Source organism: Pseudomonas sp. GW822-FHT03F04, assembly GCF_058801405.1.
The window spans coordinates 171,038-186,603 of sequence record NZ_JBXANF010000005.1; the positions used below are offsets into that span (position 1 = coordinate 171,038).

The 15,566-nt window shown below is 60.9% G+C and carries 15 protein-coding genes and 1 pseudogene; 7 read left to right on the forward strand and 9 right to left on the reverse strand.

Annotated elements, in window-relative coordinates:
- The first annotated feature begins 48 nt into the window (after positions 1-48).
- Together AC1RMX_RS13260 and AC1RMX_RS13265 are read left to right on the forward strand one after the other, a co-directional pair.
- Positions 49-1,269, forward strand: a complete 1,221-nt coding sequence (locus AC1RMX_RS13260; protein ID WP_493072210.1) for a putative DNA modification/repair radical SAM protein — start codon at positions 49-51, stop codon at positions 1,267-1,269.
- Positions 1,266-2,084, forward strand: a pseudogene (locus tag AC1RMX_RS13265) (TIGR03915 family putative DNA repair protein); the annotation flags it as partial. The gene AC1RMX_RS13260 and the pseudogene AC1RMX_RS13265, both read left to right, overlap by 4 nt.
- 23 nt (positions 2,085-2,107) lie before the next feature.
- Here AC1RMX_RS13265 and AC1RMX_RS13270 read toward each other — a convergent pair.
- Positions 2,108-2,716 carry a LysE family translocator gene (locus AC1RMX_RS13270; protein ID WP_096822560.1) on the reverse strand — a complete coding sequence of 203 codons (609 nt, stop codon included), beginning with the start codon at positions 2,714-2,716 and terminating at the stop codon, positions 2,108-2,110.
- A 106-nt stretch (positions 2,717-2,822) separates the two neighbouring features.
- Between AC1RMX_RS13270 and AC1RMX_RS13275 the strand changes: the two genes are divergently transcribed.
- A complete protein-coding gene (locus AC1RMX_RS13275) occupies positions 2,823-3,701 on the forward strand; it encodes a LysR substrate-binding domain-containing protein (protein WP_493072213.1) in 879 nt (292 codons plus the stop codon).
- A gap of 52 nt (positions 3,702-3,753) precedes the next feature.
- On the opposite strand, the gene AC1RMX_RS13280 is transcribed toward AC1RMX_RS13275, so the two are convergent.
- From AC1RMX_RS13280 to AC1RMX_RS13300, 5 genes are all read right to left on the reverse strand, one after another.
- Complete coding sequence (locus tag AC1RMX_RS13280; RefSeq protein ID WP_493072215.1) at positions 3,754-4,773, reverse strand: branched-chain amino acid aminotransferase; 1,020 nt, start codon at positions 4,771-4,773, stop codon at positions 3,754-3,756.
- 165 nt (positions 4,774-4,938) lie between these two features.
- Positions 4,939-6,312 carry a dihydrolipoyl dehydrogenase gene (lpdA, locus tag AC1RMX_RS13285; protein WP_273537345.1) on the reverse strand — a complete coding sequence of 458 codons (1,374 nt, stop codon included), beginning with the start codon at positions 6,310-6,312 and terminating at the stop codon, positions 4,939-4,941.
- 4 nt (positions 6,313-6,316) lie between these two features.
- Positions 6,317-7,588 carry a dihydrolipoamide acetyltransferase family protein gene (locus AC1RMX_RS13290; RefSeq protein ID WP_096822556.1) on the reverse strand — a complete coding sequence of 424 codons (1,272 nt, stop codon included), beginning with the start codon at positions 7,586-7,588 and terminating at the stop codon, positions 6,317-6,319.
- Complete coding sequence (locus tag AC1RMX_RS13295; RefSeq protein ID WP_085711528.1) at positions 7,589-8,647, reverse strand: alpha-ketoacid dehydrogenase subunit beta; 1,059 nt, start codon at positions 8,645-8,647, stop codon at positions 7,589-7,591. It lies immediately after the preceding gene.
- Between the two features lies 1 nt (position 8,648).
- Positions 8,649-9,884: a 3-methyl-2-oxobutanoate dehydrogenase (2-methylpropanoyl-transferring) subunit alpha gene (locus AC1RMX_RS13300; protein ID WP_007965287.1), complete on the reverse strand. Its 1,236-nt coding sequence runs from the start codon at positions 9,882-9,884 to the stop codon at positions 8,649-8,651.
- A 185-nt stretch (positions 9,885-10,069) separates the two neighbouring features.
- Here AC1RMX_RS13300 and bkdR point away from each other — a divergent pair, with 185 nt between their 5' ends.
- Positions 10,070-10,558, forward strand: a complete 489-nt coding sequence (gene bkdR, locus AC1RMX_RS13305; protein WP_096822555.1) for a Bkd operon transcriptional regulator BkdR — start codon at positions 10,070-10,072, stop codon at positions 10,556-10,558.
- A 55-nt stretch (positions 10,559-10,613) separates the two neighbouring features.
- Here the strand turns inward: bkdR and AC1RMX_RS13310 are convergent, their stop codons facing one another.
- The gene (locus tag AC1RMX_RS13310) at positions 10,614-11,021 is read right to left on the reverse strand and encodes a hypothetical protein (RefSeq protein ID WP_493072218.1); all 408 of its coding nucleotides are present in this window, start codon (positions 11,019-11,021) and stop codon (positions 10,614-10,616) included.
- Between the two features lie 151 nt (positions 11,022-11,172).
- A complete protein-coding gene (locus tag AC1RMX_RS13315; RefSeq protein ID WP_493072220.1) occupies positions 11,173-12,036 on the reverse strand; it encodes an MBL fold metallo-hydrolase in 864 nt (287 codons plus the stop codon).
- 99 nt (positions 12,037-12,135) lie between these two features.
- On the opposite strand from AC1RMX_RS13315, the gene AC1RMX_RS13320 reads away from it, so the two are divergent.
- From AC1RMX_RS13320 to AC1RMX_RS13330, 3 genes are read left to right on the forward strand one after another with little or no spacing between them, the layout of a single operon-like run.
- Positions 12,136-12,474: an ArsR/SmtB family transcription factor gene (locus AC1RMX_RS13320; RefSeq protein WP_007952897.1), complete on the forward strand. Its 339-nt coding sequence runs from the start codon at positions 12,136-12,138 to the stop codon at positions 12,472-12,474.
- 38 nt (positions 12,475-12,512) lie between these two features.
- Positions 12,513-13,757 (forward strand): NAD(P)/FAD-dependent oxidoreductase, encoded by a 1,245-nt coding sequence (locus tag AC1RMX_RS13325; protein WP_493072222.1) that lies wholly within the window; start codon positions 12,513-12,515, stop codon positions 13,755-13,757.
- A gap of 9 nt (positions 13,758-13,766) precedes the next feature.
- Entirely contained in the window at positions 13,767-14,567 is an 801-nt protein-coding gene (locus AC1RMX_RS13330) for a sulfite exporter TauE/SafE family protein (RefSeq protein ID WP_096822551.1), read from the forward strand.
- Between the two features lie 44 nt (positions 14,568-14,611).
- Here the strand turns inward: AC1RMX_RS13330 and AC1RMX_RS13335 are convergent, their stop codons facing one another.
- The gene (locus AC1RMX_RS13335) at positions 14,612-15,562 is read right to left on the reverse strand and encodes a polysaccharide deacetylase family protein (RefSeq protein WP_493072224.1); all 951 of its coding nucleotides are present in this window, start codon (positions 15,560-15,562) and stop codon (positions 14,612-14,614) included.
- Between the last annotated feature and the right edge of the window lie 4 nt (positions 15,563-15,566).

Sequence of the window (15,566 nt, forward strand, 5' to 3'; positions counted from 1 at the left end):
CGTGGGCGGACTCTATACTGTATATGCGAACAGTATAAGGTCCGTGCCATGCAACTCATCGACAAGCTCAGCATCCTCGCCGACGCCGCCAAGTACGACGCCTCCTGCGCCAGCAGTGGCGCGCCCAAGCGCAGCTCCGAGGGCAAGAGCGGGCTGGGTTCCACCGATGGCATGGGCATCTGCCACAGCTACACGCCGGACGGGCGCTGTGTGTCGCTGCTCAAGGTTCTGCTGACCAATTTCTGTCTCTATGACTGCCAATACTGCGTCAACCGACGCTCCAGCGATGTGCCCCGTGCGCGTTTCACGCCCGAGGAAGTGGTGACGCTGACCCTGGATTTCTACCGGCGCAATTGCGTCAGTGGGTTGTTCCTCAGCTCCGGGATCATTCGTTCGGCGGACTACACCATGGAGCAACTGGTGCGCGTCGCCAAGCTGTTGCGTGAAGAACATGAATTCCGTGGCTACATCCATCTCAAGACCATTCCCGAAGCGGATCCTGCGCTGATCGAAGAAGCCGGGTGTTATGCCGACCGTTTGAGCGTCAACATCGAATTGCCCACCGATGCCAGCCTGCAGACGCTGGCGCCGGAGAAGCAGATCGGCTCGATCAAGCAAGCCATGAACACCATCTACACCGGTGTGCAGACCGTACTCAACGAGCCCCGCGCACCGAAGTTCGCCCCGGCCGGGCAGAGCACGCAGATGATCGTCGGTGCCGATGACACCGACGACAGTACGATTCTGCACAGCGCTCAGGCGCTCTACGGCAACTTCCGCCTGCGCCGGGTCTATTACTCGGCGTTCAGCCCGATTCCCGACAGCCCGAAAAGCGTGCCGCTGGCCGCGCCGCCGCTGATGCGCGAGCACCGCTTGTATCAGGCCGACTTTCTGCTGCGCAGTTACGGCTACACCGCCGGTGAATTGCTTCAAGGGCCGGGCAATCTGGCGCTGGACATCGACCCGAAACTGGCCTGGGCGCTGCAGAATCGCGAGGTGTTTCCGCTGGATCTCAACCGCGCCGAGCCGGCGTTGATCTCGCGCATTCCCGGCATTGGCCTGCGTACCACCGAGCGATTGGTGGAGCTGCGTCGGCAGCGGCGCATTCGTTACGAGGACGTGGCGCGCATGCGCTGTGTGCTGGCCAAGGCCAAACCGTTCATCATCACCAGCGATTACCACCCGCAGCAGTCGGAAGTCACCAGCCAGATGCTCTATCAACAACTGCGCGACCGGCCGATGCCGCAGCAGATGGGGTTGTGGGGATGATCAATCTCGATTGCGACGACCTGTTCGACACCTGGCGCCAACAGGCGCGCTGGCTGCTCAGCCATGAAATCGATCCGAGTCTGGTGAGCTGGGCTTCGGAAGGGGTGAGTGATCTGTTTGCCAGTGATGTGTCGGTGCCTGAAGGGCAGGGGCCCTTTCAGGCGCGGATTCCGCGTGCGTTGCTCGACACCCTGGAACAAGCGTCGCGATACCGTGGCGATCAGCGTTGGAGTCTGCTTTATGAAGTGCTCTGGCGCGTCAGCCATGGTGATCGCACGGCAATGATGGCCGGCGACAAACTGGGCAGCGAGTTGCAGCGACGGATCAAGCAGGTGCAGCGCGAAGCCCATCATCTGCATGCGTTCGTGCGTTTCATCGAGCGTCCGTCAGAGCTGCCGGGCCCCCAATACGTGGCATGGCACGAACCGGCCCACGACATCCTGCACAGCGCCAGCGAACACTTCATCGGCCGCATGGGCCGGCATCGTTGGCTGATCGCCACGCCGCGCGACGGGGTTTATTACGATGGCGAACAGCTGATTCATCATCGTCAGTGCCCGGTGGAATGGCGGCAGCTGGCGCAGAGCGTTGATGATCCGCAGGGTGAGTTGTGGCTGGCTTATTACAGCCACATCTTCAACCCGGCGCGGTTGAACGAGAAGGTCATGCAGGGGCATTTGCCGATGCGCTTCTGGAAGAATCTGCCTGAAGGGGAATTGATCCCCGGATTGATTACCCAGGCGCGTATGGGCAAGCAGCAGAACGGGCAGGCCGGCGGAATTGCCGGGCGTGGCGGCAAGCGTATTGCGTTGAAACAGGTGGAGCATCCGCCGTCTGATCAGCGAGTTGCCGAAGCCATCAACAGACCAAAACCGGCAAAGGTCACGCCCGAGACTTTCGCTGCCAGCCAGGAACCTTTCGGGCTCGATAGCCAACCTTTGGCGGCATTGGCGAGCAGGGCATAGCTGCCGTGCACCAGAATCACCAGCACCGCGTAAGAAGCTACCAGTTTGAAAAACTGCGGATGGAAAGCCTGAGCGGTGTCGATGAACTGCGGAAACACCGCCAGAAAGAAGAAGATGGCTTTGGGATTGAAGAACTGCAGGGACGCGGCTTCCAGAAAACGGTAACCCGGGCGAGAAGGGCGGACGTCTTGCAGGGTACGGAAACGATCCGAACGCCAGCTCTTGAAACCCAGGTACAACAGATAGGCGGCGCCGGCGTATTTCAGCACGGTAAAAGCCGTTGCCGAGGCGCTGAGAATCAGACCGACACTGGTAGCGCTGAGGGCGGCAACCACGAACGCACCCGAGGCAATCCCCAGAATTCCCGGCACTGCGCCGGCCCAGCCCAGGCGCACGGCGTTGGACAACGTCAGCACCACACCCGGGCCAGGGCTCAAAATGGTCAGGGTGGCGAAGAGTACAAAGAGTCCGTAACTGTGCATGTCTGGCTCCGTCAGGGCGCGGGATTGGGCGTGCGGGAAGATTGGCGCGGCGACGAGCGAGTGACAAACGCTTTAAATGCAGCGCATACGTGACTAAATTAGACCCATGAACAAATCACTCCCACCGCTCAACGCGGTTCGTGCCTTTGCGGTCGCCGCCCGTCATCAGAGTTTCACGCTGGCGGCCGAAGAACTGCATGTGAGTCACAGTGCTGTCAGTCGACACATCAAATTGCTGGAAGAACACCTGGGTGTGCTGCTGTTCGAACGACGCATCCGGCAATCGTTGTTGACGCCCGCCGGCCAGCGTTTCTATCACCAGGTCAGCGCCGGTCTGGCGCAGATCGCCGACGCTGCTGCCGAGTTGCGACAGCAGGCGGCACGGCCGACCGTGATCATCAACACTCGACCGTCTTTTGCCCAGTTGTGGCTGATGCCCCGGCTGGATGCCTTTATGGCAGAGCACCCGGACATCGAGCCGCAAGTGATCACCCAGACTCGATCCCCGGATCCTGCACAGGACAGCTTCGATATTGTCATCCGCCGTGGTCGTGACGACTGGGCGCCGACCATCGAGTCGCACGCGTTGTTCGAGGATGAATTGCTGATGGTGGCAGCGCCCGAGTTGATCGAGCGACTACCACTGGCGGATCTTGCGGATCTGGGCCGGCACACCTTGCTGACCGTCAGGGCCCGGCGTGAGGACTGGCACCACTGGGCGCTGCGCTTCGGCCAGAGCCAGAGTGCCACCCAGGACATTCGCCAGTTCGATTACATGCATCGGGTGTTGGAGGCTGCCGTGGCGGGCGAGGGCATTGCCTTGTGCCCGACCACGTTGCTGGGCACGCATCTGTCGAGCGGTCGACTGGTCTGTCCGCTGCCCGACTTGCGCATGCCGTTGCCACGTTATTACTACGGCGTTGCACCACAGGCGTCCGCATCGGCTCAGGTGTTTCTGGCGTGGCTGCAAAAACAGACCCCATGAAAAAGCCCCCATCGATCACTCGATGGGGGCTTTTGTACATCTGGTCGTCAGATCAAACCTTGACGATCCAGCCTGTTGGCGCTTCGACGTCGCCGGTCTGCACGCCGGTCAGCTCTTTGTAGAGCTTCTGGGTCACAGGGCCCACTTCGGTTTCGCTGTGGAACACGTGCAGGTGGTCGTTGTAGCTGATGCCGCCGATCGGGGTGATCACCGCAGCGGTACCGCAAGCACCGGCTTCCTTGAAGTCCGACAGCTTGTCGATGAACACGTCGCCTTCGACCACTTCCAGGCCCAGACGGGACTTGGCCAGTTCAATCAGGGACAGACGGGTGATGCCCGGCAGTACCGATGGCGAGTTCGGGGTCACGAACTTGTTGTCGTGGGTGATCCCGAAGAAGTTGGCCGAACCGACTTCCTCGATCTTCTTGTGGGTCAGCGGATCCAGGTAGATGGCGTCAGCGAAGTGCGCTTTCTTGGCCTGGGAGCCCGGCATCAGGCTGGCGGCGTAGTTGCCACCGACCTTGGCGGCACCGGTGCCTTGTGGCGCGGCGCGGTCGAAGGAGGAGATCTGGAAGTTGTGCGGGGTCAGGCCGCCCTTGAAGTAGGCGCCCACCGGGATCGCGAACACCGAGAAGATGAACTCCGGTGCGGTGCGCACGCCGATGTTGTCACCCACGCCGATCACGAACGGACGCAGGTACAGCGCGCCGCCGGTGCCGTAAGGCGGGATGAAACGCTCGTTGGCGCGAACCACGTCCTTGCACGCTTCGATGAATTGCTCGGTGGACACATGCGGCATCAGCAGGCGGGCGCAGCTGCGCTGCATGCGGGCGGCGTTCTGGTCCGGACGGAACAGGTTGATCGAGCCGTCCTTGCAACGATAGGCCTTCAGGCCTTCGAAGCATTGCTGGCCATAGTGAAGGGCAGTGGAGCCTTCGCTGATGTGCAGCACGTTGTCTTCGGTCAGGGTGCCTTTGTCCCACTCGCCGTTGCGAAAGTACGACAGATAGCGTTTATCGGTCTTGATGTAATCAAAACCCAGCTTGTCCCAATTGATGCTTTCGTTACCCATGACACCCTCTATCACTTAACAACCGTCGAAACGGTTCAAGGCTTCTGACGTTTTTTTGGATGGGCACAACAATACTTCATTCTTGAGCGGTTTCGCAGCCCGGGCGATGGGGGGAGCAGCAGATTTATTAGCCTGCTTATGAAAAAACTCCCCCGCGTCGGGTTTTTACAGGTGCAACGCATGCCCGAGGGCACGCAACGCCGCTTCCTGCACCGCTTCACCCAGCGTCGGGTGTGCGTGGATGGTGCCGCCGATGTCCTCCAGTCGCGCACCCATTTCCAGGCTTTGCGCGAACGCGGTCGACAGCTCCGACACCCCGACACCGACCGCCTGCCAGCCGACAATCACATGATTGTCCCGACGGGCGACCACTCGCACGAAGCCGGTTTTCGATTCCAGGGTCATCGCCCGACCATTGGCCGCGAACGGGAAATTCGATACGATGCAGTCCAGTCCCGTCGCCTTGGCCTCGTCCGGGGTCTTGCCGACGACCACCAGTTCCGGGTCGGTGAAGCACACGGCAGCGATGGCGGTCGGGTTGAATTCGCGGGTCTTGCCGCTGATCAACTCGGCGACCATCTCGCCCTGGGCCATGGCGCGGTGAGCCAGCATCGGCTCGCCGCTCAGGTCGCCGATGGCGTAGACGTTGCGCATGCTGGTCTGGCAGCGGCTGTCGATCTTGATCGCCGAGCCGTTCATGTCCAGGTTCAACGCTTCGAGGTTCCAGCCCTGGGTATTGGGTTTGCGACCGACGGCCACCAGCACCTGATCGGTTTCCAGGTTCAGGGTGTCGCCGTTCGGATCGCGGACCTGCAATGTACCGTCGAAGCCCAGCACGCTGTGCTTGAGATACAGCTTCACGCCCAGTTGCTTAAGCGCGTCGTGCACCGGTTGGGTCAGTTCGGCGTCGTAGGCCGGCAGGATCCGATCCTGTGCCTCGACCACACTGACCTCGGCGCCGAGCTTGCGGTAGGCAATGCCCAATTCCAGACCGATGTAACCACCGCCGACCACGATCAGGCGTTTCGGTACCGACTTCGGCGCCAGTGCTTCGGTCGACGAAATGATCGGCCCGCCAATCGGCAGGATCGGCAGGTTGACGCTTTTCGAGCCGGTGGCCAGCACCAGATGTTCGCACTGGATGCGGGTGTCGCCGACGTCCACGGTCTTGCCGTCGATGACCTTGGCCCAGCCATTGATGACCTGAACCTTGTGCTTCTTCAGCAGCGCGGCGACGCCGGTGGTCAGGCGATCGACGATGCCGTCCTTCCACTCGACGCTCTTGGTGATGTCGAGGGTTGGCGCGGAAACGCTGATGCCCAGTGCCGAATGCTGATTGTGATGTTGAGTCTGGTGAAACTGCTCGGCCACATGAATCAGCGCTTTCGACGGGATGCAGCCAATGTTCAGACAGGTGCCGCCCAGCGATTCGCCCTCGACCAGAATGGTCGAAATGCCCAGTTGTCCGGCACGAATGGCCGTTACATAACCGCCAGGGCCGCCGCCGATGATCAGCAGCGTGGTGTTCAGAGTTTGCATTGCATCACTCCACAAACAGGGTCGCGGGTTGTTCGATCAGGCCACGAATGGCCTGGATGAAGAGCGCCGCGTCCATGCCGTCGACCACGCGGTGATCGAAGGAGCTGGAGAGGTTCATCATCTTGCGGATCACCACCTGGCCTTTGACGACCATCGGGCGTTCGACGATTTTGTTCACACCGACGATCGCCACTTCCGGCAGGTTCAGCACCGGGGTGCTGACGATGCCGCCGAGGGCGCCGAGGCTGGTCAGGGTGATGGTCGAGCCGGACAGTTCATCGCGGCTGGCCTTGCCATTGCGGGCGGCGTTGGCCAGGCGGGAAATTTCTGCCGCGCTGTCCCACAGGCTGCGCGCCTCGGCGTGACGCACCACCGGCACCATCAGGCCGACATCGCTTTGGGTGGCGACGCCGACATGCACCGCGCCGAGGCGGGTGATGACCTGGGCTTCATCGTCGTAGCGAGCGTTCATTTGTGGGAAGTCGCGTAGGGCGACGACCAGTGCACGCACCAGAAACGGCAGCAGGGTCAACTTGCCACGGCTGGCGCCGTGTTTTTCGTTCAGGTGGGCGCGCAGTTCTTCAATCGCGGTGACGTCGATTTCCTCGACATAACTGAAGTGCGCGGCACGCTGAGTGGCGTCTTGCATGCGCTGGGCAATCTTGCGGCGCATGCCGATCACTTGAATCTGTTCTTCATCGTTACGCTGGGCGTAAGCGGCGGCGACAGGTGCTGACGCGTTCGACTGACCTTGCGCCAGATAGGCGTCGAGGTCTTCGTGCAATACGCGCCCGGCCGGACCGGAACCACGCACCAGACGCAGTTGGATGCCCAGATCCAACGCATGTTTGCGCACGGCCGGCGAGGCCAGCGGGCGCTCATCGGCTTCGCGGGCGACCATCGGGCCCTGGCAAACCGGAGCCGTACGTGGCGCGGCGGGTTTGCTTTCAACGACAGCTTCAACTTTTGCTGCGACAGGTGCTTCTTTCGCCGCAACAGGCGCCGGTTTGTCGGACTCCTTCAGATTGCCAGCGCCTTCCACTTCGATGCTGATCAGAATACTGCCGACCGCCATCACTTCACCCGGCTGACCGCCGAGTGCAATCACCTTGCCGTGGACCGGCGACGGAATGTCGACCATCGCCTTGTCGGTCATCACATCCGCCAGCACCTGATCTTCAACGACCAGATCGCCGACCTTGACGTGCCACTGCGACAGTTCTACTTCTGCGATGCCTTCGCCGATGTCCGGCATCTTGATAACGTGCGTGCCCATTCAGACCTCCATGACCCGTTTCAGCGCCGCGCCCACTCGGGACGGCCCAGGGAAATACGCCCACTCCTGCGCGTGCGGGTAGGGGGTGTCCCAACCGGTGACGCGCTCGATCGGCGCTTCCAGGTGGTGGAAGCAATGCTCTTGCACCAGCGATACCAGTTCGGCGCCGAAACCGCAGGTGCGGGTGGCTTCGTGAACCACGACGCAACGGCCGGTTTTCTTCACGGATTTGACAATGGTTTCCAGGTCCAGCGGCCACAGGCTGCGCAGATCGATGACTTCAGCATCAACGCCGGATTCTTCGGCGGCGACTTGCGACACGTAGACGGTGGTGCCGTAGGTCAGCACGGTCACGTCCTTGCCCGGACGGGCGATGGCGGCGACGTCCAGCGGCACGGTGTAGTAGCCGTCAGGCACCTGCGCGGCCGGGTGTTTCGACCACGGGGTTACCGGACGTTCGTGATGGCCGTCGAACGGGCCGTTGTACAGGCGTTTGGGTTCGAGGAAGATCACCGGGTCATCGTTTTCGATGGAGGCGATCAGCAGGCCCTTGGCGTCATACGGGTTGGACGGCATGACAGTGCGCAGGCCGCAGACCTGGGTGAACAGGGCTTCGATGCTCTGGCTGTGGGTCTGACCACCGTAGATGCCGCCACCGCAAGGCATGCGCAGGGTCATCGGCGCAGTGAATTCGCCGGCCGAGCGATAACGCAGGCGTGCCGCCTCGGAAATGATCTGGTCGTAGGCTGGGTAGACGTAGTCGGCGAACTGGATTTCCACCACCGGACGCAGACCGTAGGCGCCCATGCCTACGGCGGTCCCGACAATGCCGCTCTCGGAGATCGGCGCGTCGAACACCCGCGAGGTGCCGTACTTGGCCTGCAGGCCTTCGGTGCAACGGAACACGCCGCCGAAGTAGCCGACGTCCTGGCCGAACACCACAACGTTGTCGTCACGCTCAAGCATCACATCCATGGCCGAGCGCAGGGCCTGGATCATGGTCATGGTGGTCGTGGTCATGGCGGTTTCCAACTGAATATTGTTGTTGTGATCGTTCATGTCAGATCCCCAACTGCTGACGCTGGCGCTTCAAGTGCTCCGGCATCTCTTTGTAGACGTCTTCGAACATGGTCGCGGCGCTTGGAATCTGGCCGCCGGCGAGGGTGCCGTACTGTTCGGCCTGTTTCTGCGCGGCGATCACTTCGGCTTCGAGCTCGGCGCTGACGGCGGCGTGCTCTTCTTCCGACCAGTGGCCGACCTTGATCAGGTGCTGTTTCAGGCGGGCAATCGGGTCGCCCAGCGGGAAGTGGCTCCAGTCGTCGGCAGGACGGTATTTGGACGGATCGTCGGAGGTCGAGTGCGGGCCGGCGCGGTAGGTGACCCACTCGATCATGGTCGGGCCGAGGCCGCGGCGGGCGCGTTCGGCTGCCCAGGCGGAGGCGGCGTAGACCGCGTAGAAATCGTTGCCATCAACCCGCAGCGAGGCGATGCCGCAACCGACGCCGCGTCCGGCGAAGGTGGTGGCTTCACCACCGGCGATGGCCTGGAAGGTCGAGATCGCCCACTGGTTGTTGACCACGTTGAGGATCACTGGCGCCCGGTAAACGTGAGCGAAGGTGAGGGCAGTGTGGAAGTCCGATTCGGCGGTGGCGCCGTCACCGATCCACGCCGAGGCGATTTTGGTGTCGCCCTTGATCGCCGAGGCCATGCCCCAGCCCACGCCCTGAATGAACTGGGTCGCGAGGTTGCCGGAAATGGTGAAGAAACCGGCGTCCTTGACCGAGTACATGATTGGCAGCTGACGGCCCTTGAGCGGGTCGCGCTCGTTGGACAGCAGTTGGCAGATCAGGTCGACCAGCGGTACGTCGCGGGCCATCAGGATGCTTTGCTGGCGGTAGGTCGGGAAGCACATGTCGTCGATGTTCAAGGCCAGGGCCTGAGCGCTGCCGATGGCTTCTTCGCCAAGGCTTTGCATGTAGAACGACATTTTTTTCTGACGCTGGGCGACCACCATGCGGTTGTCGTAGATCCGGGTCTTGAGCATGGCGCGCATGCCTTTGCGCAGGATCTCGACCGGCACGTTCTCGGCCCATGGGCCGAGGGCGTTGCCTTGGTCGTCAAGCACGCGGATCAGGCCACGGGCCAGGTCGGCGGTGTCGGCGGGTTCAACGTCGATGGAAGGTTTGCGCACCGTGCCGGCATCGGTCAGATGCAGGTAGGAGAAATCGGTTTTGCAGCCTGGGCGGCCCGAGGGTTCAGGGACGTGCAGACGCAGCGGTTCATACGCTTGGGTCATGGCTTCTACGCTCGATCTTGTGAATTTCTTGTAGTGAGCTGGCAGTCATTCTTCGATAAAAGAAATCTTGTCCTACAACAATCATAGGCCCGGGCAAGAAGAATATTTCTCTCTGTTTCGTTGCACTGGAGATCATTTGCAGATAGAAATTCTGCATAAACATAAAAAACAGGTGGTTTTGTCTCATGCGCAAACTGGACCGTACCGACATCGGCATTCTCAACAGCCTTCAGGAGAACGCGCGCATTACCAATGCCGACCTGGCCCGTTCGGTCAATCTGTCACCGACACCGTGCTTCAACCGGGTCAAGGCGATGGAAGAACTGGGGTTGATCCGCGAGCAGGTGACCCTGCTGGATGCCGACCTGCTCGGGCTGCACGTGAACGTGTTCATTCACGTGAGCCTGGAGAAGCAGGTAGAGGAAGCGCTGCAGCATTTCGAAGAGGCGATTTCCGACCGGCCGGAAGTCATGGAGTGCTACCTGATGGCCGGCGACCCGGACTATCTGATCCGGGTGCTGGTGCCGACCATTCAGTCGCTTGAGCGCTTCATGATGGACTTCCTGACCAAGGTGCCAGGGGTGGCCAACATCCGGTCGAGCTTTGCGCTCAAGCAGGTGCGTTATAAAACGGCGTTGCCGTTGCCGGCGAATGGTTTGACGTTGGGTGTTTGAAGTCTGGGGTGCAGGGCTATCGGGTCAGCAGACGTCCTGCACATTGCCACAGGCATCAGAAAATGCGTCGGTACAGGTTGCAAATCAACGGGAATATCACTTTGTGAGCCAATTCAAGGGCGATGTAGGCAACAACGGCAGCAAGAAAAGGGTCGAAACCGAGTGTGGTATCGGTCAGCCCGCCAAGATTGGTGAAGTAGGTGAAATGGTTAACGCAGCCCGGTGTGTCGAAGGTGAGGTCATATTGGGCGACACTGTCGGGAACGGAACTGGACTCGCAGATGTTCGTTCCGGCAGTTCCCTCGAACTTCAATAGCCAGCCAAATGCCAATATGGACGCCACCCCAAGAATATCCGCTACAAGCCCGAACCGCCTCCCCATTCCTATGAAAATGACCTTGGATATCGCTAGCTCAACGAGCATTAGAAATGCGGTTCCCAATATAAAAAATGTAGTCGTCATCGAGGATCTGGCTCCAAGCCTTGGAAAAGCAAAATGCGTCATCAATGATGGCAAGTGGCCTTTATTTGGGCAAGGAATAGTCTTTGGAAGACAAATGCTTGGAGCTATCCGTGTCTGCTGACAGGCAGGCACTTCTTATTGTTTTGGCACCTTATAACTTGTTGACAGGGATCTTCAGGTAAGTCACGCCATTGTCCTCCGCCGGCGGCATGTTCCCCGCCCGCACATTCACCTGAATCGCCGGCAGCAACAGCGTCGGCATGCCCAACCCGGCATCACGTTTGGTGCGCATCTCGACGAACGCGGTTTCGTCGACGCCGTCATGCACATGGATATTGCTTTTACGCTGTTCGCCAACGGTGGTCTGGCACTGTGAGGCGCGACCTGCGGGTGGGTAGTCGTGGCAGACGTAGAGCTTCACGCTGGCTGGGAAGGCCAGCAGTTTGTGGATCGAATTGAACAGTTGATTCGCGTTGCCGCCGGGGAAGTCGCAACGGGCGGTGCCGACGTCGGGCATGAACAGCGTGTCGCCGACCAGGATCTGCTCGCCGTCGATCAGGTAGGCCATGTCCGCTGGTGTATGGCCGGGAACGTGCAGGGCGGTCGCCTTGAGGTTGCCGATCCTGAACGACTCGTTCGGCGCGAACAGGTGATCGAACTGCGAACCATCGACGCGAAATTCCGGCTCAAGGTTGAACAGCGCCTTGAACACGTTCTGCACTTTGCTGATCGATTCGCCAATCGCGATTTTTCCGCCCAGTTCGCGGCGCAGATAGGGCGCGGCGGACAGGTGATCGGCATGGGCGTGGGTTTCCAGCAGCCACTGCACTTGCAGGTTATGGGCGCGAACAAAGGCAATGATCTTGTCGGCCTGGGCCGTGCAGGTGCGACCGGCGGCGCCGTCGTAATCAAGCACCGGATCGACGATTGCGCACTGCCCGCCATCGGCCTCGTAGACCACGTAGCTGTAGGTCGAAGAGGCGGGATCTAGGAAAGCTTCAATCAGCGCGGGCATGGACACGGTCCTGTGCAGGAAGGTGGAAAGTCAGGGTTGCAACACTTTATGTAAAAACATAATGTTCGCAGCTTAAGTGACGTTGAAGGCATCCTGCAAATGCAATCCAGTCTGACCGAATGTGAAGTCGCCCAGCTGCGGGCCTCGGCCTCCAAGGCCTGTTCGCTGCTCAAGGCCTTGGCCAACGAGGATCGGTTGTTGATCCTGTGCCAGTTGACCCAGGGCGAACGCAACGTCGGCGAGCTGGAGAAAATGACCGGCGTGCGTCAGCCGACCCTGTCCCAGCAATTGGGCATCCTGCGTGATGAAGGGCTGGTCGCGACCCGTCGTGAAGGCAAGTACATTTTCTACGGCCTCGCCAGTCATGAAGTCATCCAGGTGATGAAAACACTGTCCGGACTCTACTGCGGAGCCGTGCTCAAAAGCTGGGCGCAATAGACCCGGCTATCCTTGCGTGCAGCAATAAGGAACAAGCAATGAACGATCAACACTGGGGCCCATCCATCAGTGCGGACATCGTGGTCATCGGCGGGGGCACTGCCGGCATCGGTTTTGTCGCCAGCCTGCTCAAACGTGACCCGCACCTGAATATCACGGTGATCGAACCGAGTGCCCAGCATTACTACCAACCGGCCTGGACGCTGGTCGGCGGTGGCGCCTACGACGCCAAAGACACCGCCCGACCGATGAACAAGGTACTGCCGCGTCAGGCCACCTGGATTCAGGCGGCAGTGACCAACATCGATCCCGACACACGCCAACTCACCCTCAACGATCAACGCACTGTCACCTATCAGAACCTGATCGTCTGCCCCGGCCTGCGCCTGGCGTGGGAGAAGATCGAAGGCTTGCAGGAAAGTCTCGGCCAGCACGGCGTGACGTCCAACTACAGCTATCAGCATGCGCAATACACTTGGGAACAGGTGCAGAAATTGCGCGGCGGCAAGGCGCTGTTCACTCAGCCGGCGATGCCGATCAAATGCGCCGGTGCCCCTCAGAAGGCGCTCTATCTGTCCTGCGACCACTGGCTCAAGAAGGGCGTATTGAACAAGGTCGAGGTTGAGTTCAACCTGGCCGGCGCCGCGCTGTTCGGTGTGGCGACCTTCGTGCCGCCGCTGATGAAATACATCGAGAAATACAACGCACGGCTGGCGTTCAATTCCAATCTGGTGAAGGTCGATGGCCCGTCGAAAACCGCCTGGTTTGACATCAAGGACGCGGACGGCAACGTCACCCGTGAGGCGAAAACCTTCGACTTGCTGCACGTGGTGCCGCCGCAGGTTTCGCCGGACTTCATCGCGCAGAGTCCGCTGGCCGAAGCCGCCGGCTGGTGCGAGGTCAACCCGCACACGCTGCAACATCCGCGTTATCCCGAAGTGTTTGCGCTGGGCGATATCTGCGGCACCACCAATGCGAAAACCGCGGCGGCAGTGCGCAAGCAGGTCGTGGTGGTGGCGGAAAACCTGCTGGCGTTGCGCAAGGAGCTGGCGCTGCCGCTGAAGTACGACGGCTACGGTTCCTGCCCGCTGACGGTGGAGAAGGGCAAGGTGATCCTCGCCGAGTTCGGCTACGGCGGTAAGTTGCTGCCGACCTTTCCCCTCGACCCGACCGTGCCGCGCCGTTCTGCATGGTGGCTGAAGGCGACCCTGCTGCCGTGGTTCTACTGGCACGGCATGCTCAAGGGCCGCGAATGGCTGACGAGCCTGTCCAAAGTCGACTGAGAACACTCTATGTTGCTGGCAAGTCTGTTTGGCGTGTTGATGGGGTTGATCCTCGGTCTGACCGGGGCCGGCGGCGGGATTCTCGCGGTGCCGGCGCTGGTGCTCGGGCTGGGCTGGACGATGACGCAAGCGGCGCCGGTGGCGTTGTTCGCCGTCGGCAGCGCGGCGGCGGTCGGTGCCATTGACGGTCTGCGCCATGGTCTGGTGCGTTATCGCGCGGCGCTGTTGATTGCGGCACTTGGTGCAGTGTTTTCGCCGGTGGGCATCTACTTCGCCCATCAGTTGCCGGAAAAGATCCTGATGATCCTGTTCAGCCTGCTGATGGTGATGGTGGCGTGGCGCATGCTGCGCCGCGAACGCCAGGAGCCGGGCCCGAGCGATCATGGCCACGCCAGTTGGGGGCAGAAGAACTGCATGCTCAACGAACAGACCGGTCGCTTCGACTGGACCGCCAAATGCACCGCGACCCTTGCGGCGCTGGGTGCTGTCACCGGCGTGGTGTCTGGTTTGTTGGGCGTTGGAGGCGGGTTTCTGATCGTGCCGGCGTTCAAGCAACTGACCGATGTGCAGATGCGCGGCATCGTCGCCACATCCTTGATGGTCATCAGCCTGATTTCCGCGATTGGCGTGATCGGCGCGTTCCATGCCGGGGTGCGGATCGATCATTTGGGTGCGGCATTCATCGTGGCCAGCATCGTAGGCATGATCGTCGGCCGCAAACTTTGCGCGCGGGTACCGGCTCGGGCGTTGCAGGTGGGGTTTGCCAGTGTGTGCCTGGTGGTCGCGGCTTACATGCTGCTGCGGGCGTGAGTCGTTAAACAGAGAAAAATCGCAGCCTTGGCTGCGATTTTTTTTCACTGGTTGTACGCCGCCTCGGTGTTGTCGATCAGCGGGTTTTTCTCGGTCAGCACCACCTGGGCAATCTGATCCTTGCGCATGAACGTCACCTTCGGATGCGATTGCGCGTAACGGATAAAACGCTCCATCGCCTCGACCATCGCCGGCGTGCCGCCGATGCGGTCGTGCAGACTCACCGACATCATCCGCCGTTTGCTCGCGCCTTCGGCGTAGAGGCGATCGAATTCCAGCACCAGTTGCTGATAGAACTGCTCGGCGGAGAAGTGCCGGCCCTCGACCAGCACGATGTCGTTGTTGCGCAGGGTGTAGGGCACCACGGCGAATTTGCGCCCGCGAACCATCGTCACGAAGGGTTCGTCGCGGCTGACGTCGTCGATGTGGTAGGTGAAATTCAGATCCTGCAGCACCTTCAACGTATTGGGACTGCGGCGCAGCCAGTTGGCGTTGTAGCCGACCGAGCGCTGGCCGGTGATTTTTTCCACGGCTGCGACGCCGTCGCCGATGAACTGTTTTTCCTGGGCGTAGTTCATGTTGTACGAATCGGCCCAGCGCATGCCGTGGGCTGCCAGTTCATGGCCGCGCTCGGCGATGGCTTTGGCCAGTTCCGGGTGCTTGAGCGCCGCTTCGCCGACCACATGGGAAGTGACCTTGATGCCGGTGCGGTCCCACAGATCAAGCATGCGCCACAATCCTTCCTTGTAGCCGTAATCGAACCAGGTCTGCGCCGGCAGGTCCGGGTAGCCTTTGGGCAACGGTGTACCGGAGAACGGACTTTCAGCGCCTTCGGGCTGGCCGCCGGTTTCGAATTGCATCGACACCGAAATCACCAGTTGCGAGCCATCCGGCCAGGGACGTTCCTGGGCGAAGGCGAGGGTAGGCAGCAGCAGGGCGGCTGCCAGCAGGTTTTTCAGCAGACGCGGGGAGCGTTGCCAGCGGGAAGTGGTCATAACG

Coding starts and splice junctions, on each gene's coding strand:
- AC1RMX_RS13335 (WP_493072224.1), bottom strand. CDS start 15,562: ATGACCACTTCCCGCTGGCAACGCTCCCCGCGTCTGCTGAAAAACCTG.
- AC1RMX_RS13295 (WP_085711528.1), bottom strand. CDS start 8,647: ATGAACGATCACAACAACAATATTCAGTTGGAAACCGCCATGACCACG.
- AC1RMX_RS13330 (WP_096822551.1), top strand. CDS start 13,767: ATGTTGCTGGCAAGTCTGTTTGGCGTGTTGATGGGGTTGATCCTCGGT.
- AC1RMX_RS13315 (WP_493072220.1), bottom strand. CDS start 12,036: ATGCCCGCGCTGATTGAAGCTTTCCTAGATCCCGCCTCTTCGACCTAC.
- bkdR (WP_096822555.1), top strand. CDS start 10,070: ATGCGCAAACTGGACCGTACCGACATCGGCATTCTCAACAGCCTTCAG.
- AC1RMX_RS13280 (WP_493072215.1), bottom strand. CDS start 4,773: ATGGGTAACGAAAGCATCAATTGGGACAAGCTGGGTTTTGATTACATC.
- AC1RMX_RS13260 (WP_493072210.1), top strand. CDS start 49: ATGCAACTCATCGACAAGCTCAGCATCCTCGCCGACGCCGCCAAGTAC.
- AC1RMX_RS13320 (WP_007952897.1), top strand. CDS start 12,136: ATGCAATCCAGTCTGACCGAATGTGAAGTCGCCCAGCTGCGGGCCTCG.
- AC1RMX_RS13325 (WP_493072222.1), top strand. CDS start 12,513: ATGAACGATCAACACTGGGGCCCATCCATCAGTGCGGACATCGTGGTC.
- AC1RMX_RS13310 (WP_493072218.1), bottom strand. CDS start 11,021: ATGACGACTACATTTTTTATATTGGGAACCGCATTTCTAATGCTCGTT.
- AC1RMX_RS13275 (WP_493072213.1), top strand. CDS start 2,823: ATGAACAAATCACTCCCACCGCTCAACGCGGTTCGTGCCTTTGCGGTC.
- AC1RMX_RS13270 (WP_096822560.1), bottom strand. CDS start 2,716: ATGCACAGTTACGGACTCTTTGTACTCTTCGCCACCCTGACCATTTTG.
- AC1RMX_RS13290 (WP_096822556.1), bottom strand. CDS start 7,588: ATGGGCACGCACGTTATCAAGATGCCGGACATCGGCGAAGGCATCGCA.
- AC1RMX_RS13300 (WP_007965287.1), bottom strand. CDS start 9,884: ATGACCCAAGCGTATGAACCGCTGCGTCTGCACGTCCCTGAACCCTCG.
- lpdA (WP_273537345.1), bottom strand. CDS start 6,312: ATGCAAACTCTGAACACCACGCTGCTGATCATCGGCGGCGGCCCTGGC.